The organism is Vibrio sp. 1-Bac 57 (assembly GCF_037546855.1).
GTDB lineage: Bacteria > Pseudomonadota > Gammaproteobacteria > Enterobacterales > Psychromonadaceae > Psychromonas.
The window spans coordinates 79,310-101,253 of record NZ_JALAAC010000015.1; the positions used below are offsets into that span (position 1 = coordinate 79,310).

General features: G+C 39.2%; 17 protein-coding genes. 11 read left to right on the plus strand and 6 right to left on the minus strand.

The genetic code is table 11. The features are described 5' to 3' along the window. The first annotated feature begins 4 nt into the window (after positions 1–4). The 9 genes from MT391_RS11465 to MT391_RS11505 all read left to right on the plus strand — a co-directional run bounded on the left by MT391_RS11465 (position 5) and on the right by MT391_RS11505 (position 9,640). Positions 5–1,051 (plus strand): virulence RhuM family protein, encoded by a 1,047-nt coding sequence (locus MT391_RS11465; RefSeq protein ID WP_028869361.1) that lies wholly within the window; start codon positions 5–7, stop codon positions 1,049–1,051. Positions 1,052–1,069: 18 nt separating this feature from the next. Further along, positions 1,070–4,168, plus strand: a complete 3,099-nt coding sequence (locus tag MT391_RS11470; protein ID WP_028869360.1) for an HsdR family type I site-specific deoxyribonuclease — start codon at positions 1,070–1,072, stop codon at positions 4,166–4,168. Positions 4,169–4,253: 85 nt separating this feature from the next. Next, entirely contained in the window at positions 4,254–5,339 is a 1,086-nt protein-coding gene (locus tag MT391_RS11475; protein WP_499498087.1) for an ATP-binding protein, read from the plus strand. 22 nt (positions 5,340–5,361) lie between these two features. Continuing rightward, positions 5,362–5,913 (plus strand): MarR family transcriptional regulator, encoded by a 552-nt coding sequence (locus MT391_RS11480; protein ID WP_028869359.1) that lies wholly within the window; start codon positions 5,362–5,364, stop codon positions 5,911–5,913. A gap of 130 nt (positions 5,914–6,043) precedes the next feature. Continuing rightward, complete coding sequence (locus MT391_RS11485; protein ID WP_169727663.1) at positions 6,044–6,217, plus strand: hypothetical protein; 174 nt, start codon at positions 6,044–6,046, stop codon at positions 6,215–6,217. Between the two features lie 200 nt (positions 6,218–6,417). After that, positions 6,418–6,588, plus strand: coding sequence for a hypothetical protein (locus MT391_RS11490; protein WP_499498123.1), 171 nt, complete (start codon positions 6,418–6,420; stop codon positions 6,586–6,588). Between the two features lie 9 nt (positions 6,589–6,597). After that, the gene (locus tag MT391_RS11495) at positions 6,598–7,752 is read left to right on the plus strand and encodes an SAVED domain-containing protein (protein ID WP_499498090.1); all 1,155 of its coding nucleotides are present in this window, start codon (positions 6,598–6,600) and stop codon (positions 7,750–7,752) included. Beyond that, entirely contained in the window at positions 7,745–8,935 is a 1,191-nt protein-coding gene (locus MT391_RS11500) for a nucleotidyltransferase domain-containing protein (protein ID WP_499498092.1), read from the plus strand. The genes MT391_RS11495 and MT391_RS11500 overlap by 8 nt, the downstream gene beginning before the upstream one ends. Next, positions 8,936–9,640 (plus strand): hypothetical protein, encoded by a 705-nt coding sequence (locus MT391_RS11505; protein ID WP_499498094.1) that lies wholly within the window; start codon positions 8,936–8,938, stop codon positions 9,638–9,640. Positions 9,641–9,727: 87 nt separating this feature from the next. Here the strand turns inward: MT391_RS11505 and MT391_RS11510 are convergent, their stop codons facing one another. Continuing rightward, complete coding sequence (locus MT391_RS11510; RefSeq protein ID WP_499498096.1) at positions 9,728–10,246, minus strand: VspR family transcription factor; 519 nt, start codon at positions 10,244–10,246, stop codon at positions 9,728–9,730. A 106-nt stretch (positions 10,247–10,352) separates the two neighbouring features. On the opposite strand from MT391_RS11510, the gene MT391_RS11515 reads away from it, so the two are divergent. Together MT391_RS11515 and MT391_RS11520 are read left to right on the plus strand one after the other, a co-directional pair. Next, positions 10,353–10,559 (plus strand): helix-turn-helix domain-containing protein, encoded by a 207-nt coding sequence (locus MT391_RS11515; protein WP_499498098.1) that lies wholly within the window; start codon positions 10,353–10,355, stop codon positions 10,557–10,559. A gap of 210 nt (positions 10,560–10,769) precedes the next feature. Next, positions 10,770–16,559 carry an ATP-binding protein gene (locus MT391_RS11520; RefSeq protein WP_499498100.1) on the plus strand — a complete coding sequence of 1,930 codons (5,790 nt, stop codon included), beginning with the start codon at positions 10,770–10,772 and terminating at the stop codon, positions 16,557–16,559. Between the two features lie 519 nt (positions 16,560–17,078). Here the strand turns inward: MT391_RS11520 and MT391_RS11525 are convergent. From MT391_RS11525 to MT391_RS11545, 5 genes are all read right to left on the minus strand, one after another. Beyond that, on the minus strand, positions 17,079–17,267 hold the full coding sequence (locus MT391_RS11525; RefSeq protein WP_499498101.1) for a hypothetical protein: 189 nt from the start codon (positions 17,265–17,267) through the stop codon (positions 17,079–17,081). Continuing rightward, positions 17,260–17,634, minus strand: a complete 375-nt coding sequence (locus MT391_RS11530) for a hypothetical protein (protein WP_206013403.1) — start codon at positions 17,632–17,634, stop codon at positions 17,260–17,262. The genes MT391_RS11525 and MT391_RS11530 overlap by 8 nt, the downstream gene beginning before the upstream one ends. A 63-nt stretch (positions 17,635–17,697) precedes the next feature. Beyond that, positions 17,698–19,065, minus strand: a complete 1,368-nt coding sequence (locus tag MT391_RS11535) for a site-specific integrase (RefSeq protein WP_499498103.1) — start codon at positions 19,063–19,065, stop codon at positions 17,698–17,700. Further along, entirely contained in the window at positions 19,062–20,714 is a 1,653-nt protein-coding gene (locus MT391_RS11540; protein ID WP_499498105.1) for a site-specific integrase, read from the minus strand. Before MT391_RS11540 ends, MT391_RS11535 begins: the two co-directional genes overlap by 4 nt. Before the next feature lie 7 nt (positions 20,715–20,721). Further along, positions 20,722–21,855, minus strand: coding sequence for a tyrosine-type recombinase/integrase (locus MT391_RS11545; protein ID WP_499498107.1), 1,134 nt, complete (start codon positions 21,853–21,855; stop codon positions 20,722–20,724). Positions 21,856–21,944: the final 89 nt, after the last annotated feature.

Sequence of the window (21,944 nt, forward strand, 5' to 3'; positions counted from 1 at the left end):
TCAGATGCTTAATACGGCTCTCAGCCTACAAGACCAAACCTCAGAATTCTTACTTTATACCGCACCTAATGGCGATGTCAAAGTGGAAGTATTACTCAGCGATGAAACCATTTGGCTGACCCAAGAGCGTATTGCACAGCTTTTTGGTGTACAACGCCCAGCGATTACGAAGCATTTAAAAAACATTTTTGAAAGCAAAGAATTACAAGAAGAAGTGGTATGTTCCATTTTGGAACATACCACTGCACACGGCGCGATAGCTGATAAAACCCAAACTAAACCTGTAAAATACTATAACTTAGATGCGGTGATTTCAGTGGGTTACCGGGTTAACTCCGCACAAGCGACGCAGTTTCGTATTTGGGCAACAGCGTTAATTAAGGATTACATCATCAAAGGTTTTGCGATGGATGATGAACGGATGAAAAATGGTCGCTTCTTTGGCAAAGACTATTTTAAAGAGTTACTGGAACGAGTTCGCTCGATACGAACTAGTGAACGACGTATTTATCAGCAAATTACCGATATTTTTGCCGAATGCAGTATTGACTACGATCCTAAATCAAAAACCACGCAATTATTCTACGCACATGTACAAGACAAGTTTCATTTTGCGATTACAGGTCATACAGCTGCAGAAATTATTGCCCTGAAAGCCGATGCAAATCAGCCATTAATGGGCATGACAACTTACAAAAATGCCCCGGCTGATCGAGTCATTAAATCCGACACAACTATCGCTAAAAATTACCTAGCCGAAGATGAAATTAAAAAACTAGAGCGCACTATTACAGCATTTTTTGATTACATCGAAGGCATTATTGAACGTCGCACTAGCTTTACCATGGAAGCCTTTGCCGATAGCGTCAATAAGTTTTTAGCCTTTAATGAATATCACGTGCTTGAGGGATATGGCAGTATTTCAAGCACAGCGGCAAAACAAAAAGCCCACGCTGAATATGAGCAATTTAACCAACAACAAAAAATAGAGTCAGATTTTGACCGTGAAGTTAAAAAGTTGCTTGGCCAATCGAAAAATAAAAAACAATAAGAGAAAGGATTACAGATAATGACGACCTATAAAACCATCGCAGAGTCTAACAATTTTATTGTTTTGGATAAGTATGTCAAAGATTGGCAAGTCCCAGAAAACTTTCAAAGTGAAGGCGATTTAGAGAGAGAATTAATACAAGATTTAGTCAATCAAGGTTATGAATATGTATTGGCGCTAACAACGCCTGATGCCATGATGGCGAATGTGCGTAAACAGTTGCAAACACTTAACAAAACTGAGTTTACTGATGTCGAATGGTTGCGTTTTCAGGAACAGTACCTCAATACGCCAAGTGATAATATTAGCGATAAAACGCGAAAGGTTCACAGCGACTATATCTATGATTTTGTTTTTGATGACGGTCATATTGAAAACATATACCTGTTTGATAAAAAGGTAATTGCACGGAATAAATTACAAGTCATTAAGCAATTTGAACAAACAGGTAGCCACGCTAATCGATATGATGTCACTATTTTGGTCAATGGTTTACCGCTAGTTCAAATAGAACTGAAAAAACGCGGTGTTGCGATTCGTGAAGCCTTTAATCAAATCCATCGCTACAGTAAAGAAAGCTTTAACGCTGAAAACTCATTGTATAAATTCTTGCAACTTTTCGTTATTTCTAATGGTACAGATACTCGTTATTTTGCCAACACAACGAAACGCAATAAAAACAGCTTTGACTTTACTATGCATTGGGCAAAATCTGATAATGCGTTAATTAAAGATTTAAAAGACTTTACAGCAACCTTTTTCCAGAAAGAAACATTACTCGAAGTAATTTTACGATACTCTGTATTTGATATAAGCAACACTTTACTCGTAATGCGTCCTTATCAAATAGCAGCAACAGAACGTATTCTATGGAAGATTAAAAGTGCCTTTAATAGCAAAGGCTGGAGTAATACTGAAAGCGGCGGTTATATATGGCATACCACGGGTTCTGGCAAAACGCTGACCAGCTTTAAAGCAGCTCGCTTAGCGACTGATTTAGATTGTATTGATAAAGTATTCTTTGTGGTAGACAGGAAAGATCTCGATTACCAAACTATGAAGGAATATCAGCGTTTTTCACCTGATAGTGTTAACGGCTCTGATAGCACCGCGGGACTTAAAAGTAACCTCGATAAAAATGATAACAAAATCGTGGTAACTACCATTCAAAAACTGAACAATTTAATTAAGAATGAAAGTGACTTACCCATCTATAACAAACAAGTCGTATTCATTTTCGATGAATGTCATCGTAGTCAGTTTGGTGAGGCGCAGAAGAACCTCAAAAAGAAATTCAAAAAGTACTATCAATTTGGATTCACTGGTACGCCTATCTTCCCTGAAAATGCGCTAGGAGCAGAAACGACGGGTAGCGTTTTTGGTCAACAATTGCATACTTATGTGATTACCGATGCTATTCGTGATGAAAAAGTCCTTAAATTCAAAGTTGACTATAACGATGTTCGCCCTCAATTTAAAAGTATTGAAACAGAGCAAGATGATAACAAACTAAGTGCAGCCGAAAATAAAAAAGCATTTTTGCATCCTCATCGGATTAACGAAATTTCACAGTACATTTTAAATAATTTTAACCAAAAAACGCATCGCGCCTATTCTGGAGCAAAAGGCTTTAACGCTATGTTCGCAGTAAGCAGTGTTGATGCAGCCAAAGCTTATTACGAAGCCTTTAGTCAATTACAGCAAGAGTCCGATAAACCACTTCGAATCGCGACTATATTTTCGTTTGCAGCGAATGAAGAACAAGATTCTATTGGTGATATTTTAGATGAAAGTTTTGAAGTAAATGCAATGAATAGCAGTGCTAAAGAATTTTTAGGCGCAGCGATTACTGATTATAATAAACTATTTAAAAGTAACTATGGCGTGGACAGTAATGGCTTTCAAAACTATTACCGCGACCTTGCTCAACGAGTTAAAAATCAAGAAGTTGATTTATTAATTGTCGTTGGCATGTTTTTAACTGGATTTGACGCGCCAACACTCAATACGTTATTCGTTGATAAAAACTTACGTTATCACGGTTTAATGCAGGCATTCTCGCGCACTAACCGTATTTACGATGCCACCAAGACTTTTGGTAACATTGTGACCTTCCGAGATCTAGAACAAGCGACTATTGATGCTATCACCTTATTTGGCGATGAAAACACCAAAAATGTGGTCTTAGAAAAAAGCTATAAAGAATACATGGAAGGCTTTAATGATCTCGTCACTGGTAAAGCTCGCAGAGGCTTTGTCGATATCGTTAAAGAATTGCAAACGCGTTTTCCTGAACCTCAATCGATTGAAAAAGAAGAGGACAAGAAAGCCTTTGCGAAATTATTTGGTGAATATCTAAAAGCAGAAAACATTCTACAAAATTACGATGAGTTTACTGGCTTAAAAGTTTTACAAAATTTAGATACTAGCGACGAAGAAGCCACTCAAGAGTTTAAAGAAAAATATTATTTAAACGATGATGACATAGATAAAATGCAAGCTATTGATATGCCTGGTGAACGTGCAGTTCAGGACTATCGATCAACTTATAACGATACGCGTGATTGGCTCCGCCGACAAAAACAAGGTGATGATAAAGGTGAGTCAACAGTTGATTGGGACGATGTTGTCTTTGAAGTAGATTTACTTAAATCACAAGAAATTAACCTAGATTACATTCTTGGGCTTATTTTTGACCACAACAAAAAGAATAAGAGTAAAGAGGGTTTGATCGATGAAGTTCGTCGTCTTATACGGGGGAGTTTAGGGAACAGGGCTAAAGAAAGCTTGGTTATTGATTTTATTAATCAAACTAATCTGGATGAAATAAACGACAAAGCTAGCATTATTGATGCTTTCTTCAAGTTCGCGCAGGCTGCGCAAAAACGAGAAGTAAATGACATCATAGCTTCAGAAAAATTAAATAGTGATGCAGCCAAACGCTACATTACTTCATCTCTAAAGCGAGAGTTCGCATCTGAAAATGGCACCGCACTTAATGACGCGCTACCTAAGTTAAGCCCGCTTAACCCACAATATCGCACACAAAAGCAAACGGTTTTCCAGAAAGTAGCTGCTTTTGTTGAAAAATTCAAAGGTGTGGGTGGGAAGCTATAAAAGAACCTACCCTTTTAGTTAAATATTTAGATGGTTAAGAGAAAGTATCAAAATCTCTCAAGATGGGAATGATGGAGGAAATGATTTGTTAAAAACTATATCGGATTTGTTACATCAGTCCCCGGGAATGAAAGGACGTCAAATAGCAAAAAAATTAATGCTGGATAAGTCTCAAGTAAACTCGTTCCTTCACAAAAATCAGGATACATTTACGAAAAACTCAGGTCATGAATGGTATCTTATTCGCATGCCACATGTGGAAATCAATTTTCCTGGAGGTTGGGTTGATGTGCCAGATTTTGAGATGGCTATCCGCAAGCTTTCGGACCATCCAGACGAACCACAAGTTACATTCAAGTTCGGAGTAGATTGCAAATTTCTACTAATTGCCTTGGCGCGTTTTCTAGCACTAGCAAACCAGCTTGTAGCTGTTGGGAAGCTTATTGTCATAGATACCACATCATGCCTTAACACACATAGATTTTTCAGTAGGAATGGTTTTTTTGATTATCTTAATCAAAGTATTACTTGCCTTCCTGATCGGCCAATATTGTCTGCTGCCAAAACATATCAGGGTAATAGTGACACGCTCGTTGAGATCGGGGAGATTTCTCTCCCATGTCAAAACAAAGAACTCATTATTCGTTTAGGTGACAGGTTTATAGAGCATTCTTCAGCTAATTATGCCTTAGCCGCTAAAACTGTTTTTTCAGAACTTGTAGGCAACGTAACCGATCATAGTGAATCGAAGATACCAGGTCTTGCTGGGTTACAAGTGTATCGTCCGTTTAGGAAGCCCAAGCATATTCAAACCATTATATCCGACTCAGGGGTAGGAATAGCAACAACCCTTAGGACTACTTTAAAAGAGGTTCACCCTAAATTATACGATCAATATTCAAAGCTATCCGAAGAAAACGATATCGCGATGGTTCAAAAAGCTTTTATGTCTGGCGAGATAAGTCGTTTTGGTAAAGGACGAGGACTTGGTTTTAAAAGCAGCCGTGAACATGCTAGCAAAGAGAAGGTTATCATCGTTATAAGACAATTAACTTTCTCATTAACACTTGAGTACACAAAAGGACAATTAATCACAGTTACTACGGAACCAGGGTTAATTCCTATTACAGGAACCCATATCTGTTTTGATTTCTATGTTGACTATTTCTGATAAATAGTGTCAACTTAACCAGATGAAACAGTTAAACTATAAAATTCTTCTTTCAGAAGTCGTAGGATCTGATCATGCCTTTGGGAATGACGAAGGTAGTGAAGCCTATATAAAAATCAAAAAGATCGTTGACACTCACCCGTCATGCGATATTTTTTCTATTAGCTTAGAGGGAATGAGGTTTACTGATGCATCCTTTCCTCGCGAAAGTGTAATTTCATTGGCTAAATCCCTAAAAGGTGAAAAAGGATTCTACCTTTGTAAGGTACCAAGCAAAGATCTCTTAGATAATTGGTCCTACGGTGCTTCAGCCAAAGATCAGCCGCTAATAGTGAAGAATGTCTCTGGTTATGATGTGCTTGGTATAAAACTGAGCAGTACTGTTAAAGAACTGCTAGATTTTGTTATTACTAACAAGATGGCTACATCATCAAATGTCGCTAAATATTTTGATATATCTGCACAAAATGCAAGTGGCCGATTGAAGAAACTGCATGCTACAGGCCTTATTTTAGGCCAAAAAGAAGTAGCAGAATCTGGTGGCTTGGAATTTGTTTACCGTTCAATCATCTAAACTTTTTTTCTCTTTCTGATAAATCTGCTTGCGTTAAGCAGATTAGTCGATTAACATTTACTCAGATCCAATGGATCTTTTTTATTAAAGTCTGATAAATGTGATTAAGTTAACCAGAAAAGGAGGCCGCATGGCTACAAATCCCCCGTCAGGTGATGGACATAGAAATGGTGCAGTTAAAGGTAGATCTCAGACTCAAATGCCAAGTGGGCATTGGGTTAAGCGAGATGCAGTGACTGGTCAATTCATGGATGTAAAAACATCCGATAAAACGCCTTTTAAGGGCGTCAGGAAGGAGAAATAGATTGGCTAATGGTAAAACTCATTTGGTCGTCGGGGCAGCGGTTGGTTTAACTGTTGCCCTAGCGGACAACAAAAAAACAAGCTGTCAGTCACCATCCTGGAACGGCCATTGCTGTTGGATCTCTATTTGGCAAGCTTCCAGATATTTTGGAGCCCTCTCTGGGTAACCCTCATCATCGCCAGTTTTGCCACAGTCTATTGGTGTTAACTGCATTAGGTGTTGGACTCAAAAATTTGTATGAGTGGCAACCGGAAGAGGCAATTGATAAGTGTCTTCGAGGACTTGGACTAATCGCCGGATGTGCTTATGTAAGCCATTTGCTCTGTGATGCAATAACACCTCGCTCACTTCCCTTAATTGGCAAACTATAGGAGTTTTGAATGGTTGCTAAAGTCACAAGACCCATAGACCGTAAAGTTGAGCGAGAACTTTGGGCTCGCGCCGCTGCTCGTTGCCAATTTAACGGGTGTAATAAATTGCTATACAAATCAACGGTGACACAGGAATCAGTTAATGTCTCTCAAAATGCTCATATTTACGCATTTTCGGAGAATGGGCCTCGTGGTTGGGGACTCTTTAAAACTAAGTCAACCAGTTTAAATGACGTCAGCAACCTCATGTTGATGTGCTATGACTGTCACAAGAAGATTGATCAGAACGGCAGTGAAGATAGGTATCCAGCTGACCTCTTAATTAGTTGGAAAATTCAACATGAGCAACGTATAGAAATACTTACAGGCATTGCTCCTGATCGTAAATCAAATGTTGTTTTGTATTGTGCAAATATTGGAGCTGAAAAATCACCGATAAATTATCACGGTTGTGTCGAGGCAATGTTTCCGAATTGGTATCCGGCAACTGAAAAGCCGGTGACCCTATCCATGGTATCAGAGCTGAAAGATCACTCTGAACAATATTGGCAAGCAGAGTCGCATCACCTAACGAAACGTTTTCAAAGTAAAATCTCATCGATCATCGAAGAGGATTCTTGTAAGCATTTCTCATTGTTCGCGTTAGCTCCTCAACCATTGTTAATAAAACTTGGCGCTTTGCTTACCGACAAAATTGAGGTCGAGACTTATCAGCTACATCGAGAGCCTAAGGGCTGGTTTTGGCAAGACTGTTCAGATGATTTTGAGTACATCATCAACAGGCCTCAAAATATGAAGGGAAAGCCAGCCCTGGTTCTTTCTTTGAGTGACAATGTGTCACATGAGCGAATTACTCGGGTTATGGGGCCAGATACATCGATTTGGGAAGTGACTATCAAGCACCCTAATAATGATTTCATTCAGTCAAAGCAGCAGCTCTCCTTGTTCAGAAAGTGCATAAGAAAGCTGATTGTTGAAATCAAAAATGCACACGGCGATGTGACGCCACTGCAAATTTTTCCTGTGATGCCAGTATCGTGTGCCGTCGAATTAGGACGAGCGAGAATGCCTAAGGCTGATATGCCATGGCTTATTTATGACCACAACATAAAAACACAACAATTTGTAATGGCAATCGAGCTTCGAGGAGATCTTCATGAGTAATACCAAAAGTAACGATGTTCTAAACACTATTCTGGAAAAAATTGAGCTACCAGACAGTGCTTATGAAAAGGCTGAAAAACGCTATAAGGACCTAGGTGATTGGTTACATCGCACAGAATCAACATGCGGTAATTTTGATCCCCACGTGTTTTCTCAAGGTTCATTTCGTCTAGGTACGGCGATTAGACCCGATTCAGAAGAACAGTATGACCTAGACATGGGGTGCAATCTTCGGCGTGGCTTGGATAAAAGTTCCATCACTCAAAAGCAATTAAAGCACCTAGTCGGTCATGAGTTAGAGCTATATCGAAATGCCAGAGGCATTAAGGAAGAGCTGGCGGAGAAGAAACGCTGTTGGCGCTTAGAGTATGCCGATGGGCTCAGCTTTCATATGGATATTGTCCCTTGTATGCCAGAAAGTGATACAGGAAGAGGCCTTTTGAAAAAGCGGATGATCGAAAACTCTAAGTTTGATGAAAGCTTGGCTCAAAACGTGTCTCAGCTTGCAGTTTCGATTACCGACAACACTGATTCAACTTATGCAGTGGTAAATGAAAATTGGCGTATTAGTAATCCTGAAGGATATGCTCGATGGTTTGAAACGCGCATGAAGACCGCACGTTTAGTAATAAACGAACGTGAAATGCGATTTAAAGCCAGTATAGATAGTCTGCCATACTATCAATGGAAGACGCCCTTACAGCAGGTTATCCAATTATTGAAGCGTCATCGTGACACTATGTTTAAGAACAATGAGGATAGTAAGCCAATATCGGTAATCATTACCACATTGGCTGCTAAATCATATAAAGGTGAAAGTGATTTGGCTTCAGCGTTGAATACGGTGCTTTCCGAGATGGATGACCATATTTCAGCTCAAGCTCCGCTGATTCCGAATCCCGTCAATCCAGCCGAAGACTTCGCAGACAAGTGGTATGACGAAAACTCAGCTCAATACAGATTACAAGAAAACTTTTATAAGTGGTTGTATCAAGCAAGGGCTGACTTTAGAACCCTGTGCTCAAACGATGATGCCCAACGTATTGTAGAAGCTGCACAAAATGGTTTGGACCTGAAACTTGACTCAAATACTGTCGCTTTGGCATTGGGAATATCTTCGGTAACAAGTAAACCAACACATACAATTCATTCATCTGATCCCAAGCCATGGTTCAAGCAATAAATGAAGCATTGGAAAAATATTGGCCTAGAGGAGTTTCTAGCGGCCTATCCGAAAATTAGATTATCTGATATCAATGCTGAGAAGGTGGAGCTGTTAGGGGAATATCAGTTAAAAGCACAGCTTGATGGAAGTCAGCTTATTGAGCGAACCTTTTATCTAAAGATCGTTTGTCCAAAAGACTATCCAAATAAACTACCAATGGTTTATGACGCTGCTAGTTACTTTCCTCGTATTCAGGACTTTCACACCTATGCCAATGGTTCTTTCTGTCTAGGTTCGGAACTGAAAATTAAGTCAATTTTGAGTTCTGATTCATCGCTGAGTGCCTTTTTCGAAAAGATTGTTGTCAGGTTTCTTTATGCGGTTTCGCATAGAGTTGAATTCGGCAACTTTCCCTATGGTGAACTTGATCATGGGGAAAAGGGCTTGATTGATGATTATTCCGAGATATTCAGGGTCAATGGTAAGGCATCAGTTCTACTAGCTCTTAAAGCGCTGGGTCTTCGTAAGCGAGTCGCTAACAAACTACTTTGCCCATGCGGTTGTGGTTATCGCCTGGGCTCTTGTAATTATCGGTTCTTTTTGAACGAGTTTCGTCAAATTGAACGTCGTCGGTGGTTTCGTTCCCATTTGTCAGAGTCTTTCACTAAGATTGAAAGATCCATGAAAATCTCTCGAAGACTACGTAAAAAAGCGACCAATTAATAGTGTAATTTACGTAAAAATGCTTCTACTCATCTAAGTATTTATTGAATGCCAAATTTAGACATTCAGACTGCTAAACTCTTAACTTCATGTGCTTTGCTGTTTCTCTTGGTTAATTAAGCTTTCTATGGCTTTAATTTTCCCTAAAATTTTAGTGTTATTATCCCTTGCTTGGTTTTGCTGACACTGAATTTTAGTCACTAATTCGGGAAATTCATCATAGAGCTCTTTATACGCCTCATTTTCACCAAGGTTTAATAGCAATTCGACTTTATAAGTATTTAACTTTGCTGTTAATGATTCTTTCATACCGTCGCAATGTGTTATTTCATAAGGCTTTTCATCGATGTGTTCAATTAACTTTTTGGCATCAAATTGGGCAGTTTTACTAAAGCGTGTACCTCTTTTTTTACTAGTTGTTTTTTTCTTCAACCATCCCATGCTAACAAGTTTTAATAGTTCTGCGTATAGCTTTCGGCGAATTATTATAGGGTCTAAAAAAGAATCTTTACAGAGAGCCATATAAGCCGATCTGACATCACTTGTTGTAAAGTTATTAAAGTTGGGGATTTTAATTATTTGAACTACCACACTGTCTATTTTCAAAAGAAATCCCCAATACGTTAACTAAAAAACAAATGCTCCGATGCAGGAGCAATTTTATGCTTTTTATTTGGGACAATCAAGCTCCGCTATCGGAGCAGATTAGTTTATGAATATTGTTGGCAAAAAAGTAAAGAATATCCGTGAAAAAAAGGATTGGACTCAAGAGCAACTTGTCGCTAAATGCAACCTTACAGGTTGGCAAATTAGTAGAAGTACTTTAGCCAAAATCGAATCTAATGTTAGAAGGGTGACAGATATTGAAGTGGAAAAATTATCGTTAGTGTTGAATGTTTCGGTTAATGATCTATTTTGAAAAATAAAGTAATTTTGTCAATTAATCATGGGAATGTCGCCACCCCAAAAACATTTAATTAAATATTCTTCAATATTTTTGATCGTTAGCTAAAACAAATTTTTTATACTCCAGAAAGCTCCTCGTTCAGCTAATTCTATTTTTTAGTGCTAATTATTAAATCTTTTTGATATGTTGTTTGTACAACTACTGACAGACGAATTTAAATTTATGAAAATAAAAAATTCAGCGATTATCTATACCGGATATGATTACCAAACATTACAAGGTGTTAAGCTACTAGCTGACTGGCTATACAGTCCAACATCGTATACGCGAGTAGCATTTGAAGCCGATTCTGTCAGCAATGAAGCACCAGAAGGAATAGATGATATTGTCTGTGAACGACCAAATGGTGTTAAAGATTTTTGGCAAGTAAAATTTACCCCCTCCCCAGAAAAGAGTGAAAACGGCCTTACATGGAGTTGGTTATTAAAGATCTTAGGTAAAACATCTAGGTCTCGTTCTATTTTAAAAAAACTCTACGATGCCATAAGTGTTGTGCCCGTTGAAAAGCTCGGGGATGTTGTTCTTTTGACCAACAAGCGACCGGACAGACTTATGGAGTCCTGCCTACAAGGCTCAAAAGTAGATTTTAATCTGATTGATAACGACTCACAGCGAAAGATAATTCACCAGTTAGGAAACCAAGAGGCCGCTTTATTTCTTTTTTCAAAATTAACTATCCAGCATAGTGATGGGAATTATCTTACTATAAAATGTGGCATTCGATCTGAGCTTCTGAAATTTTCCGATGAAATAGGTGTTGAACGACTTTTAGCTAGAGCACGCGAATGGGCGATGTTCCAAAACAACCCTCCAGAAAGCGGTTGGATTTATCTTCATCATGTCAGAGAAGTATTGTCGCCCAAAAGACCGGATCCTATACCTGAAATATTCTCTGTGCCTGAAGACTATTGTCTTCCCGATTCAGACTTCCACAATGACCTGCTCAATAAGATTAACCGCTCTAATGGCGAAGTCATTACGCTAACCGGCAAGCCTGGGGTAGGAAAAAGTACGTATTTGTCATTTCTTTGCCAAGAATTAGAACATCAGGAAATTCCGTTAATACGTCATCACTATTTCTTATCGTTAGGAGATAATACCGAAGATAGACTAAGTCCACGAATTGTTGCCGAATCCCTGTTACATCAAATTGATAGATCTTACAAAGAATCAAGTGCAAGTACATCTCAACCTGAAAACTTGCGTGATGCACTGTTAACTTGCGCAAATTACTACAAAGGCAAAGGGAAACCTTTTGTGGTGTTGATTGACGGACTGGATCATGTTTGGCGGGATAACGCTAAAAACAAGAAACCACTAGATGAAACTTTTAGGCAATTGCTTCCTACTGCAGATAACTTAGTCGTACTTGTTGGAACACAACCAGTTGATGATGAATTACTACCTAACAGACTGCTTACTTACTCTCCAAAAAAAGAATGGTGTTGGTTGCCTGAAATGTCTGGTAATTCGATATACGACTTTTTAAAACTGCATGTTGAGTCTGGTAGATTATTTTCAAACTGTCATAAAGCTCATGAGAATGAAGAAATTCAGAAAAGTGCAACCGCCTTATTAGAAATTACAAATGGCTACCCTTTGCATGTAATTTACTCATCTGAGTATCTTTCCCATAATGGATTAGTGCTTTCTTCCTGGCAAATTGAGCAACTTCCACCATGCACCGATGGCAATATTACGACTTACTATTCTGAGCTTTGGCGTAATCTCAATTATAAACAAAAGGATGTTCTACACCTTTGTAGTGGTTTTCAATTTGCTTGGCCAAGACAGGCGATTGGTTCAGTTGTTAAAGATATTCATGAATATGCCCCAAGCGCAGATGCCGTTGCACATATGTTGTCAGAGGGAGTTTGTGGAGTAAGACCTTTTCATGAAAGCTTAGTTGTGTTTGTGCGAAATCAGGAAGAGCATAAAGAGCGAATAGATGCATTGCTACCATCTGTATGTGAATGGCTGAGCTATAGCGCACCAATTCACCTCAAAGATAATTGGCTTTGGTCTAGTTTGGCTCGAATGGGCGACACTTCCAAATTGCGACAAGGCGTTGTTAGAGACTGGATACTCGATAAGCTTATTACTGGCATGCCTATTAAGTCATGCATAAGACTGCTATCTGAAGCTGAAAAATATGCTTTCGAAGAGCTTCAGTATGCAGAGGCTTATAGCCATAGAGCATTAAAAACTAGGCTTATCAATGGTCCTGAATTCCAGACATGGGATTCTACTAATTTGAATACGCTTTCTCTTGTTTTAGCTGATGAGCCATCAATAAATGAAATACTCTCCGGACAAAATGAGTATTCACCAACCAAGTTATCCATATTAGCAACTTCACTTTGGTATAGAGGCTCGGTTGATCAAGCTAAACGGTTATCACAGAAAGCTATAGAACGATATAGAACTAAAGCCAAGTTATTATCTTCTCGACACGATCAAGATAACGAAGTAGAAGCAACTGCATTAATAAAAGCAGGTGTATTAACCGATAGCCTTAACTACGATGCGATTTTTGAAGAAGGAAACTTCTCTAATTGGCCAGACGGATACATTGCTAGCTTTAGGCGAGCATGTCGAATCAAGAAAGATCTAGCTCTGCTATTCAAAGCTTGGAACTGTTTAGCTCGTGATATAAAACACATTGGTGACATCGAACTTGATGCGATTAGGCTCAGTATTGTAGAAGGCGCAGATATTAGCTGTAGACAAGAATTTAGCCATTTTTCCTCACAGAACCTATCTCCGTTCTTAGACGCATGGGCAAAGAATGGATTTACCAATGTTGAAACACCTTATTTTGATCACCAGCCGGCGACAGCCTTAAAAATTGCAAAGACTGACAGTTACCATAGTTGGTTTTTCTCTTCACTTTGCATCAGGTTAAATGCTGAGGGTGACTTCTCTTGGTTGCCAGTTAGCGCTACATCAGATAGAGAAGATGTGTCAGCTCATTATGATCTACTGAATGAGTTGACAGGTTTGGTCGCAAATGAACTTATAGTAGGAAATCAATTAAACTTCGATGTAGTTTGTGCAATGTTACCGTCAGAACCAATATTGGATGAAATACAATGGGAGACACGAAGAGCTGATATAGTATTCAAACGTGATTGGATTGAAATAGCAGCAGATTGCCACTTGATTACAACTAGATCGGAAATATCACATGTCGAATTAATGAACACCATTGATTCAGGTGTTGTTAGAGTAGACTGGTTACGCCTATGGTATAAGGAGTCTGGCCTTAAACTACTAGCCGATGATGCAGCAGAACTTCTCATTGTAAACGAAGAAAGTCGACAGTCGAATGAGCTAGAGCAAACTATCGAAAACTCAAATGCATGTCTTGAACTCGCACAAATAGCTTTTCAACACGATAACCTGCCTCTTTTTGAAAAATTTTTGAGAAAAACATGGGACTTCGTGCTCGGCTATGGGCACCACAAAGATCCCACTATCTTTGATGTATTAAAAGCTGTGGAATACCTTTCTGAGGTTGATTCAGACTCTGCTTTGGAAATATTAGAACGAATATCACCGATAGTTTTCAATATATCTGAATTTACTGATGGGGATGAAACTAGGCACTCTAAGCATTCCATATCTTCACTATTCGCAAGGTTAAACCCGCAAACAGCTACTTCTATTTATGATCAAGAGATCAGCGATGGCGAATGGTATTATGCTGAAGAGACAATTATTAGGCTGCTTGAAAGGTCTGACTTTTCCTCGCCGATTACAAAACATTTATTTCTTACTGGTTTACACTCTAGTTGCTACCAAATACTTAAAGTAAAGGTTGAACAAGGAGATCTACAAGCCACTCATATCGCTGATGAAATAGAAACCAGTATTGGAATCGATATTCAAAAAATCACTTCGGATAAATCATCCGCTGATGGATTTGATGAAAAAATTGCTTTGCAACCAGCAGATTTTCCACCAGAAAAATTCGCAGAAATGACCATGGCGTTAAAAGGCAAAATAAGCACAAGTAGCTTTTTAAAAACTTGGTATAAGTATTGGAGTGATCATGGTAAAGAAGATGTTCTATTAAAACAGCTAACTCCACATATTCCGACATTTATTGACCGTATTGACGACAAACGGCATTTATTAGATCTTCTTTTTTACAGTACAAAAAAATTCAATGGTAAGGAAAAAGCATTTAATCTTTTAGTCTCTGCTCACAAAGCTATGGGTGGCTGGTCTGATTGGCACGAGCGCTGGGAAAATAGTATCAACCGGCTTAAGGTGGTGGCTGAACAATATCCTAAAAAAACTGACGAGTTTATAAAGCTAACAACATCGGAATTGGATAATTGGCATGATAAATTTGGCAACTTAATCATTCCGAACGATAAATTAGTATTTTTACTTTCCCAAAGTGGAAGGAAAGATGAGGCTCTTGGGCTTACATTAGCGATGGTTGAAAGCCTGGAAGATAGCGTTCGCAACCTTCAACTTACAAAGCCAACGTGGGATTGGCGTCAAGATGACTCTCTCGACGAAGCAATGCTCAAAATGTTAGTTTCAAGACTTAAGTTACCGATACCTTCCGTAAAGTTGTGGGTAATAGAGCAGCTTTCAATACTTTTAATAGCTCAGCACCCAAAAGTTGAAGAATTATTAAAAGAAGACTTAGCCAACAGGAAACAAGAGTCAGAGTGTGTAGAGGTGTTATGCGTATTTTTTGTTGCGAAGTCTAAGGGGTATGTTTGCCCAAATGATCTAGGCCACTTCGTTAAAGCAAGGTCCACACTGTCAGACCTATTAATCACTGAGTTAGTGCCTACAGCAAAAGATTTTGGTGATTATGCCTATCCATTTTCACCCTTTGCCAGCTTGGCACATGATAATAATCGATTCGAATACTATCAGGGGAATCATGTGCCTTTAATGTATAATACGTGGTTAAAAAAAGAAGAGAGAAGAACAAATATACCTTTTACCGATTATTTTCAATCTGAGTGGAACAGTACATTCGAATATCAACCTTCAAAAGCAACAACTATTGATTATTTTTTTAGTGGCGATCGACAAAGGTCCACGGGCCAGTTTTATACACAAGCCAGCCATCGTGGTCGTTCTGCATATTTAAGAACAATAGATCTTGCCAAAGAGTTTTACGGGATGCCAAATTCTTATGCAGAACATTTATCAATACCAGCACTGCCTATCGAACCTGGGTATTTAGGGCTTTGCCCTCAAAAACCAAAGTGGTTACCAGTTTGGAATGACACAGTTTCCGCCACTAAAGATCATTTAACCAGCTATGTTAAAAAAGTATTAGCTAACTTTGCACAAATAGAAGATAGTAATCACCTTTTAGCATTTTCATTACCCATTAAGATTGATGACAATAACTGGATTGATTTAACTGTTATTAGGGTAAGCACCGAAAGTAAGCCAACGCTGGATATTCAGATAAAAGAACGTTCCAATTGTTTGGCTGTTGGCCACCTTCTAGATAAGGAACTGTCTTACGAGCTTAGTGAGAGTAATACATGTGAAGCGTCTACCATGGCCGGTACTTCGTACCCATTTATGCGGTATGGGCACTGGCACTCAGACCTCGAATCACGTGGACTCTACATTCCCAAATGTACTCTTGATGATAAAAAGATTATTGGTTCATCCTCCAATGGTTTGTATTGCTACACTATTGCAGGTACTACTATTGGTTTTTCAGGATTCTGGTACAACAATTGGCAAGCTATTCATCCAAAAGGCGTTCGCTCCCTGTGTGGCTCTTATACAGCGATCAGCAAGGAAAAACTTGGGGAATGGTCAAGCCAAATTGATACTCAAGATACGAGTCGTTATATATGCAATGCTATAATACTTAGCTCTGAAGAAAGTTATAGAGAGCACAACCAACAAGAGTTGAATTTTTTTGTAGGTGATTCAGATAAAGACATGTTTTATTAACAACTTTATTGTTTCATTTTTGCTTGATAAAATTCTAGGCATTAAAAAAGTTAACAACTTTATTTATTATTAATAGAAATCACTCCTATAAAATAAGTAAGTTATACCTTCATTTGTTAGCAACTTTATTATTCACCAACATTTATTTGTCGGAATACAATAATTATAAATAGTTCGTTACATGTAACTATGGCTAACCTTCTGTTTTATATAACTTTGTTTGAGGTTACACTTTTGGATGTTTTTAACTATCTCAAAAGTAACCTTAATTTGAAAATATTAACATTAAATTCAGGCAGTTAGCTGTATATTAGTTGCGTTACATTGCTATTGTCCGCAAGAACATTGCTCAGAGCCATGTTTTTTCGTATTAACGTAGCATTTTGTGATTGAACTTTAGCGAGCATAGCTTTCAATTCTGCCACCTCAGACCGCAAGTCTCGATTGCGGTCTTTGTATTTATTAAGTTCAGTTTGTTTGGCATCACGTTGCTGTCGAATATCTTTGTTTACACCGCCTTTAATACGCTCTATCTAATAGTTCAGGGCAATCACGGTGAATCAATGCTCGACTTACACCTGCTTCTTCGGCAACGGCAGCGACACTCATTTTGCGTTTATGAGAAACAGTATTTGGACGACCTTTTTCGATTCGAACAATGGCAAGTCGAACCGCTTTATGTGTCGCTTTTTCTTTCTGGTTAGACATTTATCACCTCGATATTCTCTCTTTCGTTAATCTCTTGCTTCATAGCTTCAACATCAATACCCAATGCCACTAGAACCTTTTCACAGCGTTCCATGCCTTTTTTTACCGCCGCTCTACCAGCTTCACCAATATCATCCAATTGCATCAGTTTCATTTGCTGCACTAGCATTCCCTCCCAATAGGGCAGGTGTCGCTTATCTACAATGCCGCTTTCACAGCTATCAGGCTTACCACACTTACACTCATCATCATTGGTGCACCACCCAATACCTGTTGAGCGAATTGGTATGGAGCTAGAGTATGCCTTTGCCATAGCACTAAGAGAGCCAAAAGATTTAATTAACTCTTTATCCTCACGGACTTTCATGATGTTTTGAGCTATGTCGCCACCAGTGATAGGCATGTCTAGTTCAAACCAATCTTGCTTAATTTATTCTTCAACCAGATATTTCTCTCGAAGCATTTCTTCAAACAATTCAGCATCAAAAGCATCATTAAAGGCATACAAAGTGGTCATGGTAATTGACCAATGTTTAAAGTGGTCTTTTAATGCTCTCAAGTCACCTAATTCAGAGTGAACCGCATAATTAGCAAAGGTACGTCTGAATTGGTGCGCTGATAGGTTCCAATTATTCCCTATTTGTTCACATAAGTTTGGCAACCTAGTGTTAGTCATTGCCACCCCTGACAATAGGTAAATTGCGTTTCCTTTTCCCCGGTTTTTCGATAGGCAGATGTGGTTTGAGATTTCCTCAAGTCGATGTGCTTCCACATGATCGTTGCTTGCTTTCGCTTTTAGTAAATCACACTCAAGTTGGTCTTGAAGTGGAGCGCTCAAACGGCCAAGAATATCAATCGCTTCCGTGGCTATCCTTGGCGCAATCCACTCAGCTAACCCTGTATGTGTTTTCTCAGAGACAGTTTCGATGTGGTAGTAAGTGGTGTCACCTTTCGTTTCAGAGCGATACGCATCACGCTTAATGCCTAATATTTCATGGATACGCATACCCGTTGTGAGTAACAGCCAGAAGATACAGCTATCTCGAAGTAGCAATGTTTCTCTCTTTTTTGACGATTCCAGAATTTCATCAGCTTTATCTAGGTATGATTTAGTGAACTGGCACAGCGGAATTAGCACTTTATTTGGAATAATGGGGGTCTTACCTTTGGTAATGGCTTCCCGATACGCTTCACCAACATACCCTGCTTGCTCATTAGCGGTTGATTGAGGCCAAGGATGCTCTTTGACAAAATCAAACTCTTTACAGTGGTAATAAAGGTATTCTAGAACGCGGAATCTATCCACCTTGGTGACTGCTGTCAGTGGTTTAGTCTCGCCTTTTCGTTTTGAGTGCAGGGTATTTACATGCCTAACGTAGGCATTTGAGGTAAAAGCTGTCAGCCCATGTGTAACTGTAGTATCTGAGCTTAAAACCCACTGAAAATAACTTTTCAACTTGTCCAATGTTTTCACAAGAGTATTAAGAGCTAACCCCTTTTTGAATTTGCTCCAGATTACCCACTTTGCCATGCGCTTCATTTGAGTATCATCAATCGTAGAAAAAGTAAGGTTTAATGCACTTGCTATAGTTGCTTTCGTACCTTTCCTAGCAGGAAACACCCATACATCTTCCTCAAATCGAGATAGCGTTTGGTATTCACCATTGGCGAGTTTAATGTAGGTCACGATACCCGTTAGAGAGCCATCAATGACTTGCTCAAGCGCACTGGTGCTTGGCTTTGGGCATTGCTGAATTGCAAACTCAGCTTGCGTGAGTATTAACTCAATTGAACTCATTGCGTCACCTTCAACATATCAAGGTTTTGCCAGTACGGATGTGGATTAGATCTTGCCCGTTCTTTTTCAGCCTCTACACGCTGTAGCTGACCAAGCTTTGCAAATTCAGGGACAACTTCTTCATCTACGATTCTTAGAACATTTTTTAAATGACGCTTCCAGTCTTTACGACCAAACTCGTCACGGCTTCGAATAATCGCCCAATAAAAACTAAAGAGTTTGTACAAATCATCACCTGTAATAACGAAGCTTTTACAGCGGAAGCAGCCTAAAAAGTCATTACAGAACGAGCCATTTTTCGGTGCTTTATCGCCATTCTTAGGGTCTTTACAATGCCCTACAGGGACACTTGGCTCTGCGCACGTTAGCTCTTTAACTCGTATCTCACCCATTAAGCCCAAGTTGCGCTTTGATTGCTCAGGAGCTTGCAGGTAGTGGTCAAGCGTTCCTGTCCCACTGTGTTTGGCTTGCCGCGCAGCAATGAACAAACTCTCACCACTCAGCTCATAAATACCATTGATGAACGTCTTGCGAAAACGGCTTACATTAAGTTTCATCGTTCGACCATCTTCATCTCTTAAGTCGTACTCTTTGATGAATTTTTTGATGTTATATCGAAGCAGCCTTTCTGCTAGAGAGGAGACCGTACCTCTCTCTGCACCTATGTGGGCAACTCTAGGCTCATAGACAAATACCAAGTCGGAATCGATAGACTTTCTCACTTGGCTATTACGCTCAATGATAGCCTCAATAAGATAAGCAACATCAAGCTTTATTCCTTGCACCACTTCAAGTTCCTGTGATTTTCGTAAATTGTGCAATTGCGTGGTGTTGCCTCTTTTTTTGAATACGGTTAAGAGCTTGCGGCAATCTTTAAGTGGGTGGTCGGTCAATGAGTCGGTAGTCATATTGAGAAGCGGAGATGTGTTGATGCCTGTCTGAATCGCCACAGCTAACAAACACAGTGTTAACTGATAACCTGTTAGTGGTTCGGTCTTTTGATAAATCGGCTTAATTGCTTGTTTTAGCGCAACTACCACCTGCCTTTTTTCATGGGAAGTCAGAGGTTTCTCGCCCTTTGCACGTTTACTTGAATTTGGAAATGGGCTCTTAGGAAAGAAATCACTGTTTAGGTTGATGTAACCAATGACTGACCAATAGCCCTTGTCCCTCATGTGTATCAGCATTGACTTGAGATGAGTGTAGTAACCTTTTTGGGTGTTATACCCAATATCACTACCTTTAAGGTGCAGTAAATATTGGTCGATCAACTCTGGTGTAATATCTGCTTGTGTTAAGTCCTCACTCGCTGAATACCTAAATAATGTAAGGTATTCAGCGAAATGGGAAAAACCACTATTAAAATAACTTCTTTGAGTTTCCTCGCTAAGAGCATCGGTATTTTTCAGCAGAGCTTTTGCGGTGTAGTACACTCGATTTGTAATGTCGTCATAACCTTTGCCATAGAAACGAGTAAAATTAATGTTAGAACCATTACCACCTTTTGAACCGATATTGGGGTAATTCACAACAGGGTTGATTGGTCGGACTATTTCTCGATTTTGAGTAGTGTCAATAGTTGGCTCTACTGCCGACGTTTTCTTTAGCTTGTCTTTGTTAATCGACAGTTTTTTTCTTTGCCTAGCCATACTTTACCTACGCAATCGCATCAACTTGTTGCTGATACTCAATCGAAAAGTCATCGACTAAATCATTAACCAAGTGCAAATACTTCATTGTGGTTGTGATACTTGAATGCCCAAGCCGAGCTTGTAGGTACATCAAGGGTTCAAATCTGCTGCTTTTATGTTCTAGCATTCCTTTTAGCATGTGCGTTGCGTAAGTATGTCTTAACATGTGCGGTGATACGTGAAAGGGCAAATTAAGCGACTTGAGAGCCTTACCAAAAGCAGAGCCTTGAGAAGTCCACTCTTGACCATCAGACGTTAAAAACAAGCAGTCTGATACCACTCCTGACTCTTGCTGCTTCCGAAAACGAGCCTCATTGACATAACGCCACAAGTCTTCCATCAGTCGTGTTGGAATGTGTATCTTACGCTCTTTCTCACCTTTGGTTCGCGAAATATTGACCTCGTAGTAAGCTCGATTTCCAGTTGGCTTTCGTATTACGTGCAACGGAAACAACAACAGCTCTTTACGTCTGATACCTGTCTGTAGACATAAGCGAACCATCAGCTTTAAGGTTGGATTTTCAATCGAAGATAACAATTCTTGAACTTCATTAGCCGATAAAAACTGAGCTTTCTTTTCAAAAGTTTTCATCATCAAATCAGAGCTGTATTTCTTACCACCATTTCTCTCGGTGTGAGCTAAGAACTGCTGACCCTTTCGCACTGAAACTGACTCTAGTGAATAAGGTAATGAGTCAAACCACCGACCAACACCATAGCTATAAAACCGTACTATCGTTCTTAAATGCTGATTGGTCGAATTAACTGACATACCAAAATCCCCAACACAAAGGTCACGATAGGCACTGACTAGCATTTCATCTTCACTGCTTTCAGAAATATCTCGCCAATCTAAACCGTTCTGTTCACAGAATGTCAGGAATTGATTTAAGTGGCGGGCATAAGTCCACCAAGTATTTTCACTATCTACTCGACCACGTTTCAAGCACTCATAAATAAGGAATTGCATTGCTTCCACACAAAGCATTCCAGATTCAATCCCTAGCTTTGCATTATCAACTTCCCACGTTAAGAGGGGAAAGTTAGGGTACTTCACACTTTCAATTTCAAAGTCAGATGTGGATTTAATGCAAAGCATAATCGCCCTAATTCACTGTATATTAACACAGTATAATTGTACGCATTATGCTTTGCTACAAAAATAAACGATTTTTTATGTGGACATTG

Excerpts from the sequence above, each read along its gene's own strand:
- MT391_RS11525 (WP_499498101.1), bottom strand. The coding sequence starts at position 17,267 with ATGTCTAACCAGAAAGAAAAAGCGACACATAAAGCGGTTCGACTTGCC.
- MT391_RS11535 (WP_499498103.1), bottom strand. The coding sequence starts at position 19,065 with ATGAGTTCAATTGAGTTAATACTCACGCAAGCTGAGTTTGCAATTCAG.
- MT391_RS11485 (WP_169727663.1), top strand. The coding sequence starts at position 6,044 with ATGGCTACAAATCCCCCGTCAGGTGATGGACATAGAAATGGTGCAGTT.
- MT391_RS11530 (WP_206013403.1), bottom strand. The coding sequence starts at position 17,634 with ATGAAAGTCCGTGAGGATAAAGAGTTAATTAAATCTTTTGGCTCTCTT.
- MT391_RS11480 (WP_028869359.1), top strand. The coding sequence starts at position 5,362 with ATGAAACAGTTAAACTATAAAATTCTTCTTTCAGAAGTCGTAGGATCT.
- MT391_RS11545 (WP_499498107.1), bottom strand. The coding sequence starts at position 21,855 with ATGCTTTGCATTAAATCCACATCTGACTTTGAAATTGAAAGTGTGAAG.
- MT391_RS11465 (WP_028869361.1), top strand. The coding sequence starts at position 5 with ATGCTTAATACGGCTCTCAGCCTACAAGACCAAACCTCAGAATTCTTA.
- MT391_RS11520 (WP_499498100.1), top strand. The coding sequence starts at position 10,770 with ATGAAAATAAAAAATTCAGCGATTATCTATACCGGATATGATTACCAA.
- MT391_RS11500 (WP_499498092.1), top strand. The coding sequence starts at position 7,745 with ATGAGTAATACCAAAAGTAACGATGTTCTAAACACTATTCTGGAAAAA.
- MT391_RS11495 (WP_499498090.1), top strand. The coding sequence starts at position 6,598 with ATGGTTGCTAAAGTCACAAGACCCATAGACCGTAAAGTTGAGCGAGAA.
- MT391_RS11515 (WP_499498098.1), top strand. The coding sequence starts at position 10,353 with ATGAATATTGTTGGCAAAAAAGTAAAGAATATCCGTGAAAAAAAGGAT.
- MT391_RS11470 (WP_028869360.1), top strand. The coding sequence starts at position 1,070 with ATGACGACCTATAAAACCATCGCAGAGTCTAACAATTTTATTGTTTTG.
- MT391_RS11505 (WP_499498094.1), top strand. The coding sequence starts at position 8,936 with ATGAAGCATTGGAAAAATATTGGCCTAGAGGAGTTTCTAGCGGCCTAT.
- MT391_RS11540 (WP_499498105.1), bottom strand. The coding sequence starts at position 20,714 with ATGGCTAGGCAAAGAAAAAAACTGTCGATTAACAAAGACAAGCTAAAG.